This window comes from Clostridioides sp. ES-S-0048-02 (assembly GCF_020658495.1).
GTDB lineage: Bacteria > Bacillota > Clostridia > Peptostreptococcales > Peptostreptococcaceae > Clostridioides.
In genome coordinates, this window is the sequence record NZ_JACVWH010000003.1 from 191155 (window position 1) to 212420 (window position 21266).

General features: G+C 29.5%; 16 protein-coding genes. All 16 read left to right on the plus strand.

The window, feature by feature from the left end; translation table 11 throughout:
• Positions 1 to 12: 12 nt before the first annotated feature.
• Positions 13 to 990, plus strand: coding sequence for a helix-turn-helix transcriptional regulator (locus tag IC173_RS06055; RefSeq protein WP_227482571.1), 978 nt, complete (start codon positions 13 to 15; stop codon positions 988 to 990).
• A 49-nt stretch (positions 991 to 1039) separates the two neighbouring features.
• Complete coding sequence (locus tag IC173_RS06060; RefSeq protein WP_227434743.1) at positions 1040 to 1762, plus strand: cell division protein; 723 nt, start codon at positions 1040 to 1042, stop codon at positions 1760 to 1762.
• Positions 1763 to 1789: 27 nt separating this feature from the next.
• On the plus strand, positions 1790 to 3724 hold the full coding sequence (locus IC173_RS06065) for an McrB family protein (protein WP_227823994.1): 1935 nt from the start codon (positions 1790 to 1792) through the stop codon (positions 3722 to 3724).
• A complete protein-coding gene (locus IC173_RS06070; protein WP_227434741.1) occupies positions 3717 to 4985 on the plus strand; it encodes an McrC family protein in 1269 nt (422 codons plus the stop codon). Before IC173_RS06065 ends, IC173_RS06070 begins: the two co-directional genes overlap by 8 nt.
• 336 nt (positions 4986 to 5321) lie before the next feature.
• The gene (locus tag IC173_RS06075; RefSeq protein WP_227434740.1) at positions 5322 to 6362 is read left to right on the plus strand and encodes a sigma-54 interaction domain-containing protein; all 1041 of its coding nucleotides are present in this window, start codon (positions 5322 to 5324) and stop codon (positions 6360 to 6362) included.
• Positions 6363 to 6708: 346 nt separating this feature from the next.
• Positions 6709 to 8031: a uracil-xanthine permease family protein gene (locus IC173_RS06080; protein WP_227434942.1), complete on the plus strand. Its 1323-nt coding sequence runs from the start codon at positions 6709 to 6711 to the stop codon at positions 8029 to 8031.
• A 295-nt stretch (positions 8032 to 8326) separates the two neighbouring features.
• Positions 8327 to 9688: a uracil-xanthine permease family protein gene (locus tag IC173_RS06085; protein ID WP_227434739.1), complete on the plus strand. Its 1362-nt coding sequence runs from the start codon at positions 8327 to 8329 to the stop codon at positions 9686 to 9688.
• A 72-nt stretch (positions 9689 to 9760) separates the two neighbouring features.
• Positions 9761 to 11155, plus strand: coding sequence for an amidohydrolase family protein (locus IC173_RS06090; protein WP_227434738.1), 1395 nt, complete (start codon positions 9761 to 9763; stop codon positions 11153 to 11155).
• A gap of 61 nt (positions 11156 to 11216) precedes the next feature.
• Entirely contained in the window at positions 11217 to 11687 is a 471-nt protein-coding gene (locus IC173_RS06095; RefSeq protein WP_227434737.1) for a (2Fe-2S)-binding protein, read from the plus strand.
• 2 nt (positions 11688 to 11689) lie between these two features.
• Entirely contained in the window at positions 11690 to 13906 is a 2217-nt protein-coding gene (locus IC173_RS06100; protein ID WP_227434736.1) for a xanthine dehydrogenase family protein molybdopterin-binding subunit, read from the plus strand.
• Between the two features lie 81 nt (positions 13907 to 13987).
• The gene (locus IC173_RS06105) at positions 13988 to 14659 is read left to right on the plus strand and encodes a flavodoxin family protein (protein ID WP_227434735.1); all 672 of its coding nucleotides are present in this window, start codon (positions 13988 to 13990) and stop codon (positions 14657 to 14659) included.
• A 595-nt stretch (positions 14660 to 15254) separates the two neighbouring features.
• Positions 15255 to 16469, plus strand: a complete 1215-nt coding sequence (gene dpaL / locus IC173_RS06110) for a diaminopropionate ammonia-lyase (RefSeq protein WP_227434734.1) — start codon at positions 15255 to 15257, stop codon at positions 16467 to 16469.
• A 137-nt stretch (positions 16470 to 16606) separates the two neighbouring features.
• Positions 16607 to 17794 (plus strand): YgeY family selenium metabolism-linked hydrolase, encoded by a 1188-nt coding sequence (locus IC173_RS06115; RefSeq protein ID WP_227482575.1) that lies wholly within the window; start codon positions 16607 to 16609, stop codon positions 17792 to 17794.
• A gap of 139 nt (positions 17795 to 17933) precedes the next feature.
• Entirely contained in the window at positions 17934 to 19304 is a 1371-nt protein-coding gene (gene hydA / locus IC173_RS06120) for a dihydropyrimidinase (RefSeq protein WP_227855299.1), read from the plus strand.
• 17 nt (positions 19305 to 19321) lie between these two features.
• Entirely contained in the window at positions 19322 to 20728 is a 1407-nt protein-coding gene (locus tag IC173_RS06125; RefSeq protein WP_227434961.1) for an amidohydrolase family protein, read from the plus strand.
• A gap of 78 nt (positions 20729 to 20806) precedes the next feature.
• Positions 20807 to 21253, plus strand: a complete 447-nt coding sequence (locus tag IC173_RS06130) for a (2Fe-2S)-binding protein (RefSeq protein WP_227434963.1) — start codon at positions 20807 to 20809, stop codon at positions 21251 to 21253.
• Positions 21254 to 21266 lie beyond the last annotated feature (13 nt).

Consider the following 21266-nt stretch of genomic DNA (forward strand, 5'->3'; position numbering starts at 1 on the left):
GGGGGATTTTATTTGTCAAAGATAAAGAGATTAACTGATGTTTGGACATATATTAATGATAGACAAAAGTTTACAATCAAAGAGTTGTCAGAGAAGTTTAATCTTTCAACTAAAACTATTCAACGATATTTAATAGAATTAAATGAAATGGGGCTTCCAATTAAAGCAGAAAAAGGTAGAAATGGAGGTTATAGGGTATTAAATAATAGCTATATACCTCCTGTTATATTTACAGAAAAAGAAGTTATGTCTATAGTTTTTGCATTTAAGTCACTACAAGTTTACAATTTTTCACACATAAAAAAAGAAATTGATTCTATAATTAAAAAAATAAATTATAATCGTGAAAGTAGTGCAAAAATAGGTATAAACAACATTGAAAAATATATTGAGTTTATAGCTAATTATAAAAATATTGATGCCAATATTGTGACTGAATTTTTCAGGTCTTCATCAAACTCTTGTGTTTTAAATATCAAATATAAATCTGGAAATCAGTTGCTGGAGAAAAAAATATGCCCAATAGGTATATATTTAAATGAAGGATTTTGGTTTTCACCAGTGTATGACTATGAAAGTGATAATATTATACTAATACGTATAGACAAAGTACTGGAAATTGAAAAAGTAGGAGAGTCTAAAAAAGCATGTATAAGTTTGAAAAGTTGGCTAGATTCAGTATATAGCAAGTTAAATGAAGAGATGGCAATTACTAAGAAAACTAGTGAAATTGTTCATTTGCATGTATTACTCACAAAAGAAGGTATTTCTAAAATAACTAGAAGTTTTTTAGATTTGGATATAGAATTAAATGAAAATGGAAGTGGAACAATTAGTAAATTTATAAAGTATGAAGAAATAGATTGGTGGATATCTACATTATTTTCAATAGGAAAAGATGCTAAAGTTATAGAACCAAAATTTATGAATAAATTACTTTATGATAGGGCTAAAGAGTTAAAATATTTTTATGAAGAAAATATGATATAATATTTAAAAATGTTAAAATTAAATAATTATTAAGGAGATATATATTATAATGGAAAGTTTTAATAAGAATGCTAAGATAATTGGTATTGGAGCTAAAGGTATTAATATAATAAATGAAATAGAAGAAAAAGTAAAAATAAATATGGATATAGAAAAAATTACTATGAATCAAGAGGTTGAAAAAGAATATGTTAGAAGTCTTTTAGATGGAGTTGACATATTATTTTTAGCATATTCAACTGAAGATAAACAAAGTCGAGAAGTTATAAAAGCTATTTCATACATGTCTAATGAAAGACGAATTTTATCTATAGGTATAAATTCTTCAGAAGAAGAAAATAAAGATGACTTAGGAATTAATAGAGAATTTAAAGTCAATGAAAATAGTATTTTAAAATTTGTTGATTTGATGAATGTTATGATAGAATCTATTTCAGACTCTTGTATGATAAATATAGATATAAGTGATTTAAAAGAAGCTATTATAAGTGATAAAGGGATTAAGTATTCTTTTGAAGAATTTGAAGATTCAAAACAGCACAGTGAAATAGTAGATATTTTATTTGAAAATATGGAACATTTTGGTGAAGAATTTATTGGGAAAAAAGGTATAGTTTTTGTTGAAGGAAATGATAAATTTTCACTAGTTGAATTAAATGATTTGATGAATAATATTCAAAGTAAGGTAGAAGAAGGCTATGAAATAATATTTTCTTTATACTTAAAAGAAAATTTAGATGGAAAGATTAAAGTGGGAATGTTATATAATTAATGTATTTTAGATATTAAGGAGAAGTATATGTCTGAAAATATAAATGTTACAGAGTATTGGCTAATGGAAGAATTTTTTTATCAAGAGACAGATACACCACAAATTTTTAAAGAAGAAAGCATAATTGCATTGGGATTTGATATAAAAATAAATTTAAAAAAAGTGCTTAATATGGGAAAAAAATCTGAAAAATACATTAATGAGAACTGTAATGACAAAGATTTTATAAAAAAATTTATTTCAGTTAAAAAAGGAGATTATTTTCTATATAAGGCATATCAAAATGTAGAAGAAAAAATTAAGTATAGTGTTCTTATTGGTATTGTTGAAGAAAGTTTTGAAAATGGTTATGAATTAAGTCATATCTTGGGTCATACATTACCTATAAAATGGATGTACACATTTGATACAGTTTTAAATTGTAAAATATATACGAGTGAGTTTTATAAATTAAATAATGAAGATATAAATACATATTTAGACATTATTAAATTGCAACATAATAAATCATTAAAAAAAAGAATAGAAGAAAATGACAATAATAAATGGTACCTAAAAAACTATTATTATATAGATGTAGATAAGTGTGTAGAGAATGAAGAACTGTTTATTCAACCCACTAATTTAGAACAATTAGAAAACTTGAAAAATATAAATACAGATGATTATATTCTAGTATATAATAGCGAAAAAGTAAGTTACGAAAATGACCATACAATGAAAAGCTTATTTGGTGTTTGTCAAGTTAAAGAGGGTTTTGATAAAGACAAAATAACTACTTCAGAAGGTGGATGTTTTTTACCTGTAGAATGGATAGAAAATGAAAAAGAGAATATTGATGGAAATGCATGGGTTATCTTTGAAAATAATAATTTAGTTGAAAAATATATAAAAAGATGTATTAATAAAATTCCATTAAATACCATACTTTATGGTCCACCAGGGACGGGTAAAACATATAATGCAAAACAAATAGTTTATAATTTAATAAATGAAACTAGTTTAAAAAATAATGATTGTACAAGTTATGTAGATTATAAAAATAATGTAGAATTTTGTACTTTTCATCAATCATATGGATATGAAGAGTTTATAGAAGGTCTCAAATCCGATGGTGAAGGTAATTTTAAGCCAGAAGATGGTATATTGAAGGAAATATCTATAGAAGCATGTTACGATGGGTTGAAACTTGAAAAGAAGCTAAATCTTGAGTTAGAAAAAGATACTTTAACTATAGAAGATGTAAAGGCAAGAAAAAAGATGTTGGTACTTGATAATATAAAAGATGTTGAGAACTTTAATTTTGAAGAATCAGAAAACTATGTTTTAATAATAGATGAAATCAATAGAGGAAATATATCTAAAATATTTGGGGAATTAATAACATTATTAGAAGATGATAAAAGACTTACTAAATCAAATCAAACTATCGTAAAACTACCATATTCAAAAGAAAGATTTTCTCTACCTCCAAATTTATATATAATTGGTACTATGAATACATCAGATAAATCCATAGCTCTTTTAGATATAGCTTTGAGAAGAAGATTTGCTTTTGAAGAAATTATGCCAGACTATGATTTATTGTCTGTTGTAGATGGAATAGATGTTAAAAATATGCTATATACAATTAATAAGAGAATAGAGTTTTTATATGATAGAGACCATGTTATTGGACAGGCCTACTTACTAAATGTAGAAAATATTGATGATATAGTGGCCGTATTTAGAAAAAAAATAATACCACTTCTTCAAGAATATTTCTATTATGACTCAGAAAAAGTAGGACTTATTTTAGGTGGTATAGGTAAAAATGAAAATGACAAATATATTGTTTATAAGGAAGAAATCACAGCATCTAAATTATTTAAAAATAATAATTCATCAATAATGGAAAGTAAAGTTAATTATTGTATAAAACGAAATATATCTATTGAGGAGTTAAAAAATATATATGAGTAAAAATATATATGTAAAGGAAACTTATGAATGGATAAAAGTAGGTAATGGTGAAAATGAACTTACAGAAACTGAATATGAAAAATTACTTAAATATCTGGATAATAATAATGATGTGTTAAAGAGTAATATAATAGATATCAGATATAAAAAACTGAGATTCATAAATTATGTAGGTGTTATATATTTTGAAAATGTAATATTGGAGATACTTCCAAAGCTGTCATTAAGTAATGATATTGTAAAAGATAGAGAAATGCTATTACAAATGCTTTCTACATGTAATAAGATTCCAATTATAATAAACGAAAATATAAAATCAAGTTTAAAAAATTATAATCTCATGAATTTTTTTGTTATGTATTTTATTGAAAGTATGCAAATGCAAATTAAGAGAGGGATTTATTTTGAATATATAAATAAGATAGATAATTCGAATGTTGTAAAAGGCAAGATATTAATAAGTAAATATGCAAGAGAAAAAAATATATCTCCAATGAAAATAAAATGTGAATATGATGAGTATAGCGAAAATAATTTTTTGAATCAAGTTTTAAAAAAGGCATGTGTATCTATATTATGTAGAGTAAATGACAATTTAATTCAAAATAAGATAAAAAAAATTTTGAGTTATTTTTATAATGTGGACTTAGTTTATATAAATAGAGAAGAACTATTGGATTACAAATTTTATAAAAATAATGATAGATTTAAAGATTGTTACTCATTGGCGAAACTTATACTTTTAAATTTATCGATGGATAACAGCGAAAATAATCAAGATGCATTTTCTATATTATTTGAAATAAACATTTTATATGAAGAATATATCGGAAACTTAATAAAAAATATATGGAATAATGAATTTAGAGAAACGTATATACAAGATAAAAGTAAATTTCTTTTAAAAAATGAGCAAACAGGAAAGAAAACTTTTAATTTAAGACCAGATATAGTTTTATATGATTCAAAATATGAATCTGAAATCATAATTGATACAAAATGGAAAGCTATTGAATTGGATTCAAATATCTTCTATAGATCAAGTGATATATATCAGATGTATGCATATATAACATCTTATGAAAATGCAAAAAGGTGTATATTATTATATCCTTGTATTAAAAAAGATAAAAATTATAGCTCTTGGAGATTATTGGAGTCGTTTAAAGGTAAATTTATAGAAGCAAAAACTGTAAGATTGGATAATATAAAAAACACCATATCTGATTTGAAAAAAATAATTTTTAATTATAAATTTTAAAAATAAGAATTATAAAAATAATAAAAATACATTGTATAAAGCAATAAACAATTTTATAGCATATAAGAACTATAAAAAAATAATAAATGAAAATTTTTGTAAACTATTTTAGATGTTAAACATGGCACTATAATTGCTTATTTAGCATAGAATGCTTGCAAAATAAAGAAAGTATACCTGCTAAATTGAAATTTAAGTAGGTATATTTTTTCTTAAGCTTCATTTGAAAATTAAAATATTATTGTAAAATTATAACTAAGCTTTTCTGTTATGATATAATTAAATAGATAATTTAAATGATGATTATATATAATACTTATTTGGAGTTGATATTTTATGGATAAACACAGTGATTCAGTAATGTATGGTGGAATGGAAGTATACAATATTTGGGGAACAACAACAGTAGACTCTATAATTGGGGAGTCTGATGTAATGCTTGCTCTTAAAAATAGAATTTGTAAAATTGGAAATAGTGATTCTACTGTAGCGATAACTGGAGAAAGTGGCACTGGAAAAGAGTTAATAGCAAGAGCCATTCATCTCGCAGGAAACAGAGGGAATAAAACATTCGTTGCTATAAACTGTGCTGCTATACCAGAGCCCTTGCTAGAAAGTGAACTTTTTGGGTATACAAAAGGAGCTTTTAGTGGGGCAGATTCAAAAGGCAAAATTGGTAAATTTGAATTAGCTAATGGAGGAGTTGTATTTCTAGATGAGATAGGGGATATGCCAATTCAATTACAATCAAAGCTTTTGAGAGTGTTACAGGAAAAGAAGTTTACAAGAATAGGTTCAAATGAACTAATTGATATAGATGTTAGAATTATATCAGCTACTAATAGAGATTTATTTGAGTTGGTTAAAGAAAATAAATTTAGAGAAGACTTATATTATAGATTAAATGTAATACCTCTAGAAGTACCTCCTCTTAGAGATAGAGGAGATGATATACAAATATTAATAAATAATTTTATAGATAAATATTCAAGGAAGATGAAGAAAAATGTATACCATATAGAGCCAGATGTAGAACATATGCTGCTTAAATATCCGTGGCCAGGAAATATAAGAGAATTAGAAAACACTATAGAATTGGCTTTAAATCTTCTTGAAGAAGATGGGATAATACATAAAGGTATAATAAATAGAAAGATAATTGAATATTTTAAGTTAAACAAAATAAATATAAAATTACTTGAGGAAAGTGACTATGAAATAAATATGGAACAAGATATACTTACCCTTGAAGAATTTGAGAGAGCATATATAAAAAAGGTATTAAAGTTTTATGGAAATGATACTAAATCTAAAAAGTTAGCTGCTAAAAAGCTTGGAATATCGCTAGCAACATTGTATAGAAAGATAGATGTATAGTAATTATTCTTTTAATTCTCAATTCTAAAATTTGAAATTATAAAATTGATAAAAATCACTTGAAAAACTATTTTCTAAGTGATTTTTTTTGTAATAAGATTTTATTATCCAAAAATAAAAAAAATTTGAAAGAATTTAAAAAAAGAAATGGTTTATCAAATTATTAAATACTAACAAATATAATAAAAATTATATATGTAAAACAATTTTGTTAAAATATTGGCATTATAATTGCTTCATATTAAATCAAGATGACAAAATAAAAAAGAAAGGATGTTGAATAATAACTGTCATTAAAAAATAGTTGGGAGTGATAACCTTGAGTAAATATCAAAAAAGTGTATCTATGTTTGATATTGATGGAAGGCCACCAATTTTAAAGTGTTTACCACTATCAATGCAGCATATACTAGCAATGATAGTTGGAACTGTCACAGTACCTATAGTTGTGGGAGGAGCTGTTGGTGCTAGTGCCACACAAATAACACTTTTAGTGCAATATGCATTAATAATAGCTGGAATATCGACACTTATACAACTATATCCAATAGTAAATATTGGTTCAAGATTGCCTATAATTTTTGGAGTCGGTTTTACTTATGTGCCAACACTCGTAGCAGTTGGAGGAAGTTATGGACTAGCGAGCATATTGGGAGCACAATTAATAGGGGGAGTGGCTACAGTATTAATAGGAATATTTATAAAAAAGATAAGAAAATTTTTCCCTAATATAGTTGCAGGAACAGTAGTTTTTACAATTGGATTATCTTTATATCCTATAGCAATAAATTATATGGCAGGTGGTGTAAATAGCCCTACTTATGGCTCTATGCAAAATTGGGCAGTAGCAGCTATAACACTAGTGGTAGTTATAGGTCTTAGTCAATTTGCAAAAGGTTATGCAAAATTGGCAGCAATATTTTTGGGAATTATAGTTGGATATTGTGTATCTTTAGTTTTGGGCATAATAAATTTTGACCCTATTAGAGAGGCAGCTTGGTTTGCTATACCTAAGCCACTTGAATTTGGACTTAAATTTGATATACCAGTAGTAATCTCTGTAGTAATTGTAAGTATAATCAATGCTGTTCAAGCAATTGGAGATTTGTCAGCTACTACAATGGGAGGTATGGATAGAAATATAACAGATAAAGAACTGTCAAGTGGAGTAATAGGAAGTGGAATTTGTACTATGATAGGTGCTTTGTTTGGAGGTTTACCACCATCATCATATAGTCAAAATGTAGGTATGGTAGCTATGAACAAAGTAATAAGCAGATTTGTACTTGGAATAGCTGGTATATTTATGTTATTATCGGGGTTTGTACCTAAGTTTGGTGCATTGATGACAACTATACCATATTCTGTTTTAGGAGGGGCTACAATATCTATATTCAGTATGATAACAATGACAGGTATAAAGTTAATTATTACAGAAGAATTGTCATCAAGGAATATTACTATTGTAGGTTTGGCAATAGCTTTAGGTATGGGAATAACATCAGTTCCGGCAGCACAGGAAGCATTTCCTCCATTTGTAAAGTTAGTATTTGGAGAATCTCCAATAGTAATTGCGACATTGGTTGCATTTGTTTTAAATCTAATAATACCAAATAAAAGTCTAGAAGATGAAGCTAAAGAAAGAGCTGTTATGGAAAAGGCTAATTAAAAAATGATAATTTAAAAGGGTTGTTTAAATTATTTTATTATGAGATTGTTAGATTACTTCAGATAGCTATTCATTTTAATAAGAAATTTAATAAAGAGTATACATCAGACATTTAATGTTTAGTCAAAAAGAAAATCGGGGAGGGTATATTTGCACGTTTGTTAAATTTTTATAAAAATAGCTCAGTTTAGCTGTGGTTATCGGTTGAGCAATAAATTCATGGTCATAAAAATATTTATAGAAAATAATTATAAAATATTTAGTCAAGATATTTATGTATGGGAGGATTTATTTTATGAAAACACGTAATACTTCAAAATATGATGTGGATGGGATACCACCACTAAAGGAATCGGTACCTTTAGCTTTACAACATTTGTTAGCAATGATAGTAGGAAATATGGTGCCTGCAATATTAATAGCAAACGTGGTAGGACTTAACCAGGGGCAAGCGACGATGTTGATTCAAGGCTCTATGTTAGCAGCAGGTTTGGCAACGTTTTTACAATTATATCCAATACCTTTATTTAAAGGATTTAAATTAGGTTCAAGATTACCTGTAATGATGGGAATGAGTTATGTATTTTTAGGGGCCTGTCTTTCTGTAGCAGCTAAAGACGGTTTAGCAGCTCTATTTGGAGCACAAATTGCTGCTGGGGTAATCGTATTCTTTGTAGGATTTGCAGTTAAGAAAATTAGACATATATTCACTTCTATAGTTTCTGGAACTATAATAGCATGTATGGGACTTGGATTATTTGCAACAGCTATAAAGAATTTAGCAGGAGGAGAAGGTGCACAAACATTTGGAAGTCCAATAAATTTTATAGTAGGAGTTATAGTTGCTTTTGTAATAATAATGATAAATAAGTATGGTAAAGGCTTAGTTAAAAACTCTTCAATATTAATTGGAATATTAGTAGGATATGCTATATCTTTAGTTTTAGGATTAGTTGATTTTTCTGCAGTTAAAGGTGCAGCTATAGTATCTTTGCCAACACCAGCAGCTTTTGGATTGGAATTTAGACCAGAGTTAATAGTAATGTTTACTATTATTTACATAATAGGTATAGCTGATATGATGGGTGCGTGTACAATAGCAACAATAGGTGCAATGGACAGAGAGGTAACTGATGAAGAGTTATCATCAGTTGTTTTAGGAAACTCTGTAACTTCTATAATTTCATCACTATTTGCAGCTCTTCCAACTGGAGTATTCAGCCAAAACACAGTAATTGTATCTATGAATAAAGTTACAAGTAGATTTGTAATAGCATTAGGAGCACTTGTATTATTGCTAGCAGGAATATCTCCAGCATTAGGAGCAATAATGACAACTATACCATCTTGTGTTGTTGGTGGAGCAACTTTAGTAGTATTTTCATCAATAGCAATGTCTGGTTTTTCTATTATGAGTATGGATGGTTTTACTGAAGAAAATAATCTTATAGCAGGAGTATCTATAGCAACAAGCATGGGTCTTACAACTGCTCCACAAGTTTTAGACCAATTTCCAGCAACAATTGGAACTGTTCTAGGAGGATCAAGTATAGTTTCTGGAGCAATAATAGCTATATTACTTCAAACACTATTTAAACTAAAAGGAAGTAAGAAAGCTGAAAACGTTACTTCAAATCTTGAGGAAAATATTGGATAAATGTATTAGATATGATATGAGAAAGCTATGTGATAAAATGTTGTAATGAAAGTATTAAAAGGGGGATTTAAGATGATTGATATACTAATAAAAAATGCAATAGTTGTTACAGTTAATAAAAATAGAGAAGTTATATTTGATGGAGCAATAGCTATTCAAGGTGACAGAATCTTAGATATAGGAAATACAGATGATGTTGAGGTGAAGTATACTGATGTTAAAAAGGTTATAGATGCTAAAGGAAAAGTGATATTCCCTGGATTTATAAACACTCATAATCATCTATTCCAAGTATTATTAAAAGGTCTAGGAGACGACATGGCACTTCATGAATGGTTAAACACAATGATGTTTCCATCAGCAAAGTTCTTGACAGAACAAGATACCTATGATGCTGCAATGCTTGGATGTATGGAAGGTTTAAAAAGTGGTATAACTACAATGGTTGATTATATGCATACACATAATAGACCAGGACTTACAGATGGAATAGTAAAAGCATATAAAGATTTAGGTATAAGAGGAGTAGTTGGTAGGGGCTGTATAGATTTAGGTATTCATAAAGAGCTTATAGAAGACGTGGAAACGGTTGAAAAGGATTTGAGAAGAGTATTTGAAAAATATCATAATTCAGAAAATGGAAGAATAAAAATTTGTGTAGCACCTTCTTCAATGTGGGCTATATCTGAAGAAATGGGTAAAATGCTTTGGAATATAGTCAAAGAGTATGATTCATACTTCACAGTTCATATTTCTGAAACTGAATTTGCAAGAACAGCAACAAAAGATATACATGGGGAAATAGATATAAAATTACTTGAAAAATGGGGAATAGTAGGTCCAGAGGTTGTAGCAGTGCATTGTGTATGTATAACTGATGAGGACATGGAAATGCTTAAAAAGTATGATATAAAAGTTTCTCATAATGTTGCAAGTAATATGTATCTTGCTTCTGGTGTTGCACCTGTTCCAGAAATGTTAAAGAAGGGTATAAATGTAAGCTTAGGTCTTGATGGTGCAGCAAGTAACAATGCACAAGATATGGTAGAACTTATGAAATTAACAGCTTTACAACATAAGGTAAACAATTGTGACCCTCTTGCAATTTCTGCAGAAAAAGTCCTTGAAATGGCTACAATTGAGGGAGCAAGAACTCTTAGAATGGAAGATGAAATAGGTTCTTTAGAGGTTGGAAAAAAAGCTGATTTAGTAATATTTAACTCAATGCTTTCTCCAAAATCAATACCTCTTCACAATCCTGTATCAACTTTGGTATACTCAGCTAGTATGCACAATGTAGAAAGTGTCTTAGTTGATGGAAATATAATACTTGAAAATGGTAGAGTTACTACAATTGAAAGTGAAGAACAAGTCTTATTGAATGCTCAACATGCAGCAGAAGAATTATGTAAGAGAGCTAATGTAACTAATAGAATGGAAGGGCATAAGTGGAATAGCTTATACTAGTATAAAAACAAACTTGTAATAATATTCTATTACAACATTAGTTTATCTGTAGGAGGAGAAAATGGAAAAAATAAAATTAAATATTAATGATTACATGTATGAAGTAGAAGTTGAAAAGAATGAAACTCTTTTGCATGTACTTCGTGAAAAATTAAATCTAACTGGAGCGAAACAAGGTTGTAATAGTGGCAGTTGTGGAGCATGTAAAGTTTTGATAGATGGAGTAGATATAAAATCTTGTAAACTTCTTGCAAGGAACTGTGAAGATAAAGTTATATACACTATAGAAAGTTTTGCTAATGGAGAAAATCTTCATCCAATACAAGAAGCTTTTATAGAAGTTGGAGCTGTACAATGTGGATATTGCACTCCTGGCATGATTATAACTACACAAGCTCTTTTAAATAGAAATTCATCTCCTAGTGAAGATGAGATTAGAGAGGCTTTTAAAGAAAATCTCTGCAGATGCACAGGATATATAAAAATTATAGAAGCTGTAAAATTATCTGCAGCTAGATTAGGAGGTAGATAGTTATGGAAAAAGTCATAGGAAAATCATACCCTCTAAAAGATGCAGCTTTAAAAGTTACTGGTCAAATGAAGTATGTAGCAGACATGAAACCGCAAAATGCACTTCATGCTAAAATGCTTTTAAGCCCAGTAGCACATGCAAAAATAAAAAGTATAGATACAAGTGAAGCCGAGAAAATCGTTGGAGTTAGAGCCATAGCTACACATCTCAATACATCACAGAGAAAATATAATGGTTCTTTACGATTTTATGAACATAATATACCTGAAAATGAAGTTATTTTTTCAGATACAGTTAGATTTGTAGGTGATCGTGTAGCAGCAGTTGCAGCAGAAACACCAGAAATAGCAGAAAAAGCTGTAAAACTTATAAAAGTAGAATATGAAGAATTACCAGCTATATTTACTATACAAGATGCAATAAAAGAAGATGCTATATGTATACACGGAGATTCAAACATGGTTTCTCAAAATAATATAAATGGTGGAGATGTAGAAAAAGGTTTTAAAGAATGTGACTACATCTTTGAAGACGAATACTCTACTCCTGCTATACATCATAGTGCAATAGAAACTCACAGCGTAATTGCACATTATGATTATAATGATAAATTGATTGTACATACACCTTGCCAAAATACATTTGGTTTTAGAATAATATTATCTCAAATTTTTGGGATGTCATTAAATAAGATAAGAGTTATAAGACCTGCTATTGGAGGTTCATTTGGTGGGAAATTAGAAATGACAATTGAGCCAGTAGCAGCAGCATTGTCAAAAATGACGAGAAGACCAGTCAAAATGGTTCTTACAAGAAAAGAGTCTATGATATCAACAAGAACTCGTCATGGGTCTTTTGTAAAACTAAAAACTGGTGTAAATAAAGATGGAGAAGTAATAGCACAGGAGATAAAAATATACACAAATACAGGTGCATATGCATCAAGTGCTTTAAATGTTATAGGAGCACTTAGCCATAAAGTGTTTAAAGTCTATAAAATACCAAATATAAAATTTACTGGAATACCAGTATATACAAATACACCAATAGCAGGTGCCATGAGAGGTTATGGTTCACCTCAAATATTTATGGCTCAACAAGCTCAATTTGCAAAAATAGCTAAGAAAATAGGTATGGATTTAGTAGATTTTCAAAATAAGAATGCTGTAGAGCCAGATGATGTTGATATAATCTTCCACGGTTCTCTTGGCAATCCTAGAGTTCTTGATTGTATTGAACAAGGTAAAAAAATGTTTAAATGGGATGAGAAGAAAGCTCTTCCAAAAGAAGAAGGAAATTATTTAAGAGGTATAGGTATGGCAATAGGTGCACATGGTAATGGAGTTTTTGGTGCACATAGAGATGTTGTCACATTGACTCTTAAATTAAACGAAGATGGTACACTAACACTACTTACGGGAGCACATGATATGGGTAATGGTGTTGTAACTATGCAAACAATGATGGTAGCTGAAGTTTTGGGAATAACTCCTGATAAAGTTGATACTTTTGAAACTGATACTGATGCATGTACATTTAATCTTGGAGATTATGCAAGTAGAGGTGTATTTGTAGAAGGTGGAGGAGCTAAAAAGACAGCAGAAAAATTAAAGACTTTAATACTGGAAGAAGCAGAAAAGTTACTCGAAATTTCAAAAGAAGAGCTATATCTAGACAATGGATATGTAATCAGTAAACTTGATGAAAATATTAAAGCATCATTATCTGATGTTGCAGTATATAGTCAAAGTAAGTCTTTGAGAGAATTGACAGTTGTTGAAGATTACTCTTCTCCAGCAGGTATTACTTCTTATGGTGTACATTTTGCTGAAGTTTTAGTAGATAAAGAAACTAAAGATGTAAAAGTAGTTGATTTTGTAGCTGTACATGATGTTGGTAGAGTTATAAATCCTCTAAATTTAGAAGGTCAATTAGAAGGCGGAATTCATATGGGGTTAGGTTATGCGTTAAGTGAAGAGCTAGCCTTTGATGAGCAAGGAAGACCTAAAGCTACTGATTTTAAAAATTATAAATTATTTAGAACTGTCGATATGCCAAAGTGTCAAGTTGCATTTGTAAATAGTTATGAAAAAGCTGGACCTTTTGGTGGCAAGAGTATTGGTGAATGTGCAGTTGTACCAGTTGCACCTGCTGTAGCAAATGCAGTATATGATGCAACTAATGTAGAGATACATTCATTGCCAATAAAATTAAAATAATAATACTTAAACTTAAAATGAAACTTTATTAAAGTTATAGAAAGTAATAAAAATAGATTTATTTGATGAGGAGATATTGTTATGGCAAAGATATTAGGTATTTGTGGAAGTCCACGTAAAGGAGCAACAGAATATGCAGTATTAGAAGCTTTGAAAGAAGCTGAAACTATACCTGGTATAGAGACTGAGTATTGGTCAGTTAGAGGGAAAAAAATAAGTCCTTGTGTGCATTGTGATGCATGTATAAGAAAAGAGACTATGTGTATCATAAAAGATGACATACAAGAATTAGAGCAAAAAATATTAGAAGCAGATGGAATCATAGTGGGTTCTCCAGTGTATGATATGAATATAACTGCTCAACTTACAGCAGTATTTAATAGACTTCGTCCTATGTATTTAGTTCATCCAGGAAAACTTCAAAATAAAGTTGGAGCAGCTATAACTACTGGTGGAACTAGATATGGTGGTCAAGAATTAACAAAACTTCCTATAATAAATTTCTTCTTAATGCATGAAATGTTAGTATCTGGAGGATTAGGAGGATGCTACATAGGCGGTACAATATGGAGTAAAGATGGAAAAGCAAAAGGGGCTCAAGAAGACGAAACAGGTATGGACACAGTAAAAAGACTTGGAAAAGGTGCTGCAGAAGCAGTTATGGTTTCTAAGTTTGGTCTTGAAAAATGGAATCTTGTAAAAGAAGAATTAGATGTTAAAAAAGATGAAAAATCACCTCTTAGAGACCATTAAAAAGCAATTACTTCTTCAAAAAAAATAAAGACATATGGACATGTGAGATATAAAGTTGACACTCTAAGGGAAAAGGAAATATAGCATTTTACTTTAATCTGACAGATGATAATTACAAATCTGCAATTATTTATGTGAATGCCAAAAGTAGTATTGTTTGTTTCACTTTATCACAAAATTCCATAACTGAAAACTAAGTTGATACAGTTACAAACTTATATACATACGAGTTGAATTTTTACTATTCGCTCAATAAAAAATAGTGATGTAATAAAATATTACATCACTATTTTATGTATTTTATTAAATATTTTATAGATTTATATGTCAAAAAATACATAAGGAATACGTTTTAAGTATTAATTTTTAAATTTTAAAAATGAGAATTAAAAAGTGAGAAGATGAAAAAGGTTTTTTTATTATCAAATTCTATATACATTAGATAACCTAATAGATAAAAGTAAAAAAAGTTGAAAGTATTGCAAATTCTATGCTAAATAGCCACAGAAAAATATTTGATATATATTAAGTGTTGGCATGTTAATTGCTAATATATAGAGTATAAAAATTTAACAATAATTTGGAGGTATTTTAGATGCTAAAAGAAATTAAATGGAAAGTAAACAATCTGCCAAAGGGCGATAAAGAAAATTGTATCAAATTTTTAAATGAAGAAGAAATAACTAAGGTTAGAAACTTCCATAAAAGCTTTCCTCAATATAAAGAAACTCCATTAGCAAACCTAGAAGGTTTAGCAAAAAAATTAGGTGTTGCAGGAGTATATGTTAAGGATGAATCTTATAGATTTGGATTAAATGCATTTAAAGTTTTGGGTGGTTCTTACTCTATGGGTAAATACTTAGCTCAAAGATTAGATACAGATATATCAGAGTTAGGATATGAAAAATTAACTTCAGATGAAATAAAAGAAAAATTAGGAGAAATAACTTTCTTTACAGCTACAGATGGAAATCATGGTAGAGGAGTTGCTTGGACAGCTAATAAATTAGGTCAAAAATCTGTTGTATTAATGCCAAAAGGTTCTTCTGAATTTAGATTAAATAAAATCAAGGGAGAAGGTGCAGATGCTAGTATAACAGACTTAAATTATGATGACGCAGTAAGATTAGCTAATGATTATGCAGAAGCTGATGACCATGGAGTAATGGTTCAAGATACAGCATGGGATGGATATGAAGAAATACCAGCATGGATAATGCAAGGATATGGAACTATGGCTCAAGAAGCTATAGAACAATTAAAAGAATATGGAGTAGATAGACCAACACATGTATTTGTGCAAGCAGGAGTTGGTTCGCTTGCTGGTGCAGTTCAAGGATATGTTGCTTCAATATATGATGAATGCCCAATAACAGTAGTAGTAGAAGCTGATGAGGCAGATTGTTACTATAAATCAGCAGAAGCAGGAGATGGAAAACCAAGATTTGTAGGTGGAGATATGCCAACTATAATGGCAGGTCTTGCTTGTGGAGAACCAAATACTATAGGATTTGAAGTATTAAAAAATCATGCAGCAGCATTCGTTTCAGCACCAGACTGGGTTTCTGCTAAAGGTATGAGAACATTGGGGAATCCTTTAAATGGTGATGAAAAAGTAATCTCTGGAGAGTCTGGAGCGGTTACAACTGGTCTTTTAATAGCAGCTATGGAAAGAGAAGATTTAGCTGACTTAAGAAGAGATTTAAAGTTAGATGAAAATTCAAGAGTACTTTTAATAAGTACAGAAGGAGATACTGACCCTGATAAATACAGAAGTATAGTTTGGGATGGAGAGTATCCAAGCATATAGATAATTATTAAAATATTATCTTTATCAAATAATCATTTACATATTAAAAAGATTATAAGTTCTAAAATTTAGAAATTATATAAATTATAAAGGCTTAAATTAAAATATACATTTATAAAATCTAGGGGGATAACGAAATGCTAAACGAACAAAGAAAACAAGAAGTAACTGAGATATGTCAAAAACTAATCCAAAATCCTAGTTCTTCTGGAAATGAAGAAGGGGTTGTAAAAGCAATAGAAGAATCTTTTGAAAAATTGGGCTTTGATAGCTGGTCAAGAGATAGATATGGAAATATAGTAGGATGCATAAAGGGAAATAGACCAGGTAAAAAAATATTATTTGATGGTCATATAGATACAGTTCCAGTTCCAGATGCAAGTAAATGGAGTGTTCCTCCTTTTGAAGGAAAAATAGTAGATGGAAAGATATATGGTAGAGGAACTTCTGATATGAAAGGTCAGTATACTGCAATGATGTCTGCTGTAGCGTATTTTGCTAAAGATACTAATAAAGACTTTGCTGGTGAATTATATGTAGCAGGAGTTGTTCATGAAGAAATATTTGAAGGAGTTTCAGCTAGAGAAATAAGTAAAGCTGTTAAACCTGATTATGTTGTAATCGGAGAATCTTCAGAACTAAACTTAAAGATTGGTCAAAGAGGTAGAGGAGAAATAGTTGTAGAAACTTTTGGTAAACCAGCTCACTCTGCTAACCCAGAAAAAGGTGTAAATGCAGTTTATAAAATGGCTAATGTAATTCAAAGAATACAACAATTAGTACCTCCAACTCATCCAGTTTTAGGTGATGGAATATTAGTTTTAACAGATATAAAATCTTCTCCATATCCAGGTGCATCAGTGGTGCCAGATTATTGTAAAGCTACTTTTGATAGAAGATTATTAGTTGGAGAAACAAGAGAAGGAGTATTAGCTCCAATACAAGCATTATTAGATGAAATGATGAAAGAAGACTCAGAATTAAATGCAAAAGTTTCTTATGCATCTGAAAAAGCTGACTGTTATACAGGAAATACTATAGAAAGTGAAAGATTCTTCCCAGGTTGGTTATATGATGAAGATGATGAATTTGTTCAAGCAGCATATAAGGGATTAAAAGAAGCTGGAATAGATTCAGAAATAACTCAATATTCATTCTGTACAAATGGAAGTCACTATGCAGGTGAAGCTGGAATAAAAACAATAGGATTTGGTCCTTCTAAAGAAAATCTTGCTCATACAATAGATGAGTACATAGAACAAGAACAATTATTTATAGGAACAGAAGGTTACTATGGAATATTAAAATCTGTATATGGAAAATAATATTTAGTTCACAATAAATTATTTAAATATAGTCTAGAGGTGCTAAATTTAGCACCTTTGGCAAACATAAATTTATGTAAACAATATAAAATTAAAATTCTAAAAGAATCTACTAGAGCTTAAAAGTTAGGAGGTATATATGGGAACAATACTAAGAGGTGGAACTATAATTACCTCTGATAAAACTTATATAAGTGATTTAAGAATAGAAGATGAAAAGATAACTGAAATAGGAAATGATTTAGAAATAAATAATGATAAAGTAATTGATGCTACAGGGAGACTTATAATTCCTGGAGGTATAGATACACATACTCACTTTGATATGAATGCAGGCTCTATAACTACTGCTGATAATTTTAAAACAGGAACAAGAGCGGCTATAGCTGGAGGAACTACCACTATACTAGACTTTGCAGAATCAAGTGAAGGAGAAAATCTAATACAAGGTGTAGAAACATATCATAAAAAAGCAAGTGGAAATTGTTATTGTGATTATGGATTTCACATGACAATCACATGCTTAGATAAAGATACATTTACGCACATGGAAAAGCTTATTTCAGATGGAATAGTATCCTTTAAAATGTATATGGCATATGAAGGTATGAAAGTAGATGATGGAACAATATACAAAGTACTAAAGGAAGCTAAAAGCCTAGGTTGTATAGTTGAATTTCATTGTGAGAATGGAGATTTATTGGATGCATTAATAGAAGAACGTTTACAAAATGGAGATTTAGAACCTAAATATCATCCACTTACAAGACCAAACATAGTTGAGAAAGAGGCTGTTTCAAGACTTGCTGATATAACTGAATTGTCAAACTCAAAATCATATGTAGTTCACCTAAGTTGTAAAGAGTCACTAGAAAGTATAAAGATAGCTAGACAAAAAAATGTAGATATGATAGTAGAAACATGTCCGCAATATCTATTATTAGAAGATAGTTTATATAATAAGGATGAATTTGAGGCAGCTAAATATGTAATGTCTCCTCCACTTAGAAAAAAAGAAGATATAGATTTTCTTTGGAAAGGTTTGTCTGAGGGCGATATTCAGACCGTAGGTACAGACCATTGTTCATTTAATTTTAAAGGTCAAAAAGATTTAGGAATTGATAATTTTAGTAAAATGCCAAATGGAGCACCAGGTGTTGAACATAGATTATCTCTTTTATATACATATGGGGTTTTGGAAAATAGAATAAGTGTAAATAAATTTGTAGAAGTTACTTCCACAAATGCTGCTAAAATATTTGGGATGTATCCTAAAAAAGGTGAAATAGCTGTAGGAAGTGATGCAGATATAGTGATTTTAAATACAGATAAAGAAGAAATAATCAGTTATAAGAATCAAAAACAAAATGTAGATTATACTCCATATGAAGGAGTTAAAGTCAGATGTAAAGTTGAAGATGTTTTTTTAAGAGGAAAGCATGTAGTACAAAGTTGTAATATCATGGAGCAACCAGCAGGTCAATATATTAAAAGAAAAATTACTAAATAATGCAGGGGGAAATAAGAATGATGGATATACTTATTAAGAATGCCATAATAGTAACTGTAAACAAAGAGAGAGAAGTTATTTTTGATGGGGCATTAGTAGTAAAAGATAACAAGATTGCAGATATTGGGAATTCTAAAGAAATAGAAAGTAAGTACACTGATGTTAAAAAGGTAATAAATGCTAAGGGCAAAGTCCTATTCCCAGGTTTTATAAATACACATAATCATTTATTCCAAACTTTATTAAAAGGATTAGGAGATGATATGGTACTTAAAGATTGGCTAGAAACTATGACATTTCCAGCAGCCAATTATTTAGAGCCAAAGGACACTTATGATGCTGCAATGCTTGGCTGTGTGGAAGGTCTTAGAAGTGGTATAACAACAATGGTTGACTATATGTACCCTCACAGTAAACAAGGTCTTTGTGATGGAATAATAGATGCTTATAAAGAATTAGGAATAAGAGGAATACTTGGAAGAGGTTGTATGAACACAGGTGCTCAATTTGGAGTTCATCCTGGAATAATGCAAGATGTAGAAACGGTTGAAAAAGATGTAAGAAGATTGTTTGAAAAACACCACAATACAGAGAATGGAAGAATCAAAATAGGAGTAGCTCCAGCAGCAATATGGTCAAATTCTCAAGAAATGCTTGAGATGCTTTGGAGAGTAGTAAAAGAATATGATGATGCTTTATTTACAGTACATATATCAGAAACTCCTTTTGATAGAGAAGCAGCAAAAGAATTGCATGGGCAATATGACATAGATGTTTTAAAGAAATTGGGAATACTTGGACCAAATGTACTTATGGTACATTGTGTATATTTAACTGAAGAGGATATGGAACTTACTAAAAAATATGACATGAAGGTGTCTCATAACACAGCAAGTAATATGTATTTATCTTCAGGAGTTGCACCAGTACCAGAAATGCTTAAAAAAGGAATAACAGTTAGTTTAGGCGTAGATGGAGCTGCTAGCAATAACTCTCAAGATATGCTTGAACTTATGAAATTAACAGCACTTCAACATAAAGTTAATAAATGTGACCCATTAGCAATGTCAGCAGAAAAAGTTCTTGAACTAGCGACTATAGATGGAGCAAGAGCTATTGGAATGGAAGATGAGATAGGTTCACTAGAAATTGGTAAAAAAGCAGATTTACTAATATTTAATCCAATGCTTTCACCAAAAGCAATACCTATGCATAATCCAGTGTCTACATTAGTATATTCTTCTAGCATGAAAAATATAGAGAGTGTTATAGTGGATGGAAATATAATAATGGAAGATTCAAAAATATTAACAACTGATGAAGAAAAAGTATTAAAAGATGCTCAAGATACAGCTGAGAGACTTTGTGTAAGAGGGACTATAAAGAATAGAATGGAAGGCCATAAGTGGAATAGTCTTTATTAATAAATACAATATTATTCTTAAATAAATTAAATATAGTATAGACTTTGGCTTAAAAATATGAGTTTTGAGGTGATTTATTTGATTATCAAATGTACCATAAATAATAAAGAAAAAGAATTGAATGTAAGACCAGATGATTTTTTAGCAGATACATTAAGGGAAAATGGATATGTAAGTGTTAAAAAAGGATGTGATACTGGCTCATGTGGTCTATGTACAGTAATGGTAAATAACAAAGCTGTGCTGTCTTGTAATTATCTTACTGCTAGAGTAGAGGGACAACACATTACAACACTTGAAGGCGTAGTAGATGAAGCTAAGAAATTTGGGGATTTTCTTGCGGATGAAGGCGCTGACCAATGTGGATTTTGTGCTCCTGGATTTATAATGATGGTTTTAGCAATGAAAAGAGAACTTCAAAATCCAACAGAAGAAGAAGTTATAGATTATGTAAATGGAAATCTTTGTAGATGTACAGGATATAAAGGTCAACTAAGAGCAATACATAAATATTTGAACACTTAAATTTTTTAAGTGA

What these genes read in the sequence shown, in the direction of transcription:
- IC173_RS06095 (WP_227434737.1), top strand. Translation starts at nt 11,217, where the DNA reads ATGGAAAAAATAAAATTAAATATTAATGATTACATGTATGAAGTAGAA.
- IC173_RS06075 (WP_227434740.1), top strand. Translation starts at nt 5,322, where the DNA reads ATGGATAAACACAGTGATTCAGTAATGTATGGTGGAATGGAAGTATAC.
- IC173_RS06100 (WP_227434736.1), top strand. Translation starts at nt 11,690, where the DNA reads ATGGAAAAAGTCATAGGAAAATCATACCCTCTAAAAGATGCAGCTTTA.
- IC173_RS06080 (WP_227434942.1), top strand. Translation starts at nt 6,709, where the DNA reads ATGTTTGATATTGATGGAAGGCCACCAATTTTAAAGTGTTTACCACTA.
- IC173_RS06085 (WP_227434739.1), top strand. Translation starts at nt 8,327, where the DNA reads ATGAAAACACGTAATACTTCAAAATATGATGTGGATGGGATACCACCA.
- hydA (WP_227855299.1), top strand. Translation starts at nt 17,934, where the DNA reads ATGGGAACAATACTAAGAGGTGGAACTATAATTACCTCTGATAAAACT.
- IC173_RS06090 (WP_227434738.1), top strand. Translation starts at nt 9,761, where the DNA reads ATGATTGATATACTAATAAAAAATGCAATAGTTGTTACAGTTAATAAA.
- IC173_RS06070 (WP_227434741.1), top strand. Translation starts at nt 3,717, where the DNA reads ATGAGTAAAAATATATATGTAAAGGAAACTTATGAATGGATAAAAGTA.
- IC173_RS06060 (WP_227434743.1), top strand. Translation starts at nt 1,040, where the DNA reads ATGGAAAGTTTTAATAAGAATGCTAAGATAATTGGTATTGGAGCTAAA.
- IC173_RS06105 (WP_227434735.1), top strand. Translation starts at nt 13,988, where the DNA reads ATGGCAAAGATATTAGGTATTTGTGGAAGTCCACGTAAAGGAGCAACA.
- IC173_RS06125 (WP_227434961.1), top strand. Translation starts at nt 19,322, where the DNA reads ATGATGGATATACTTATTAAGAATGCCATAATAGTAACTGTAAACAAA.
- IC173_RS06065 (WP_227823994.1), top strand. Translation starts at nt 1,790, where the DNA reads ATGTCTGAAAATATAAATGTTACAGAGTATTGGCTAATGGAAGAATTT.
- dpaL (WP_227434734.1), top strand. Translation starts at nt 15,255, where the DNA reads ATGCTAAAAGAAATTAAATGGAAAGTAAACAATCTGCCAAAGGGCGAT.
- IC173_RS06115 (WP_227482575.1), top strand. Translation starts at nt 16,607, where the DNA reads ATGCTAAACGAACAAAGAAAACAAGAAGTAACTGAGATATGTCAAAAA.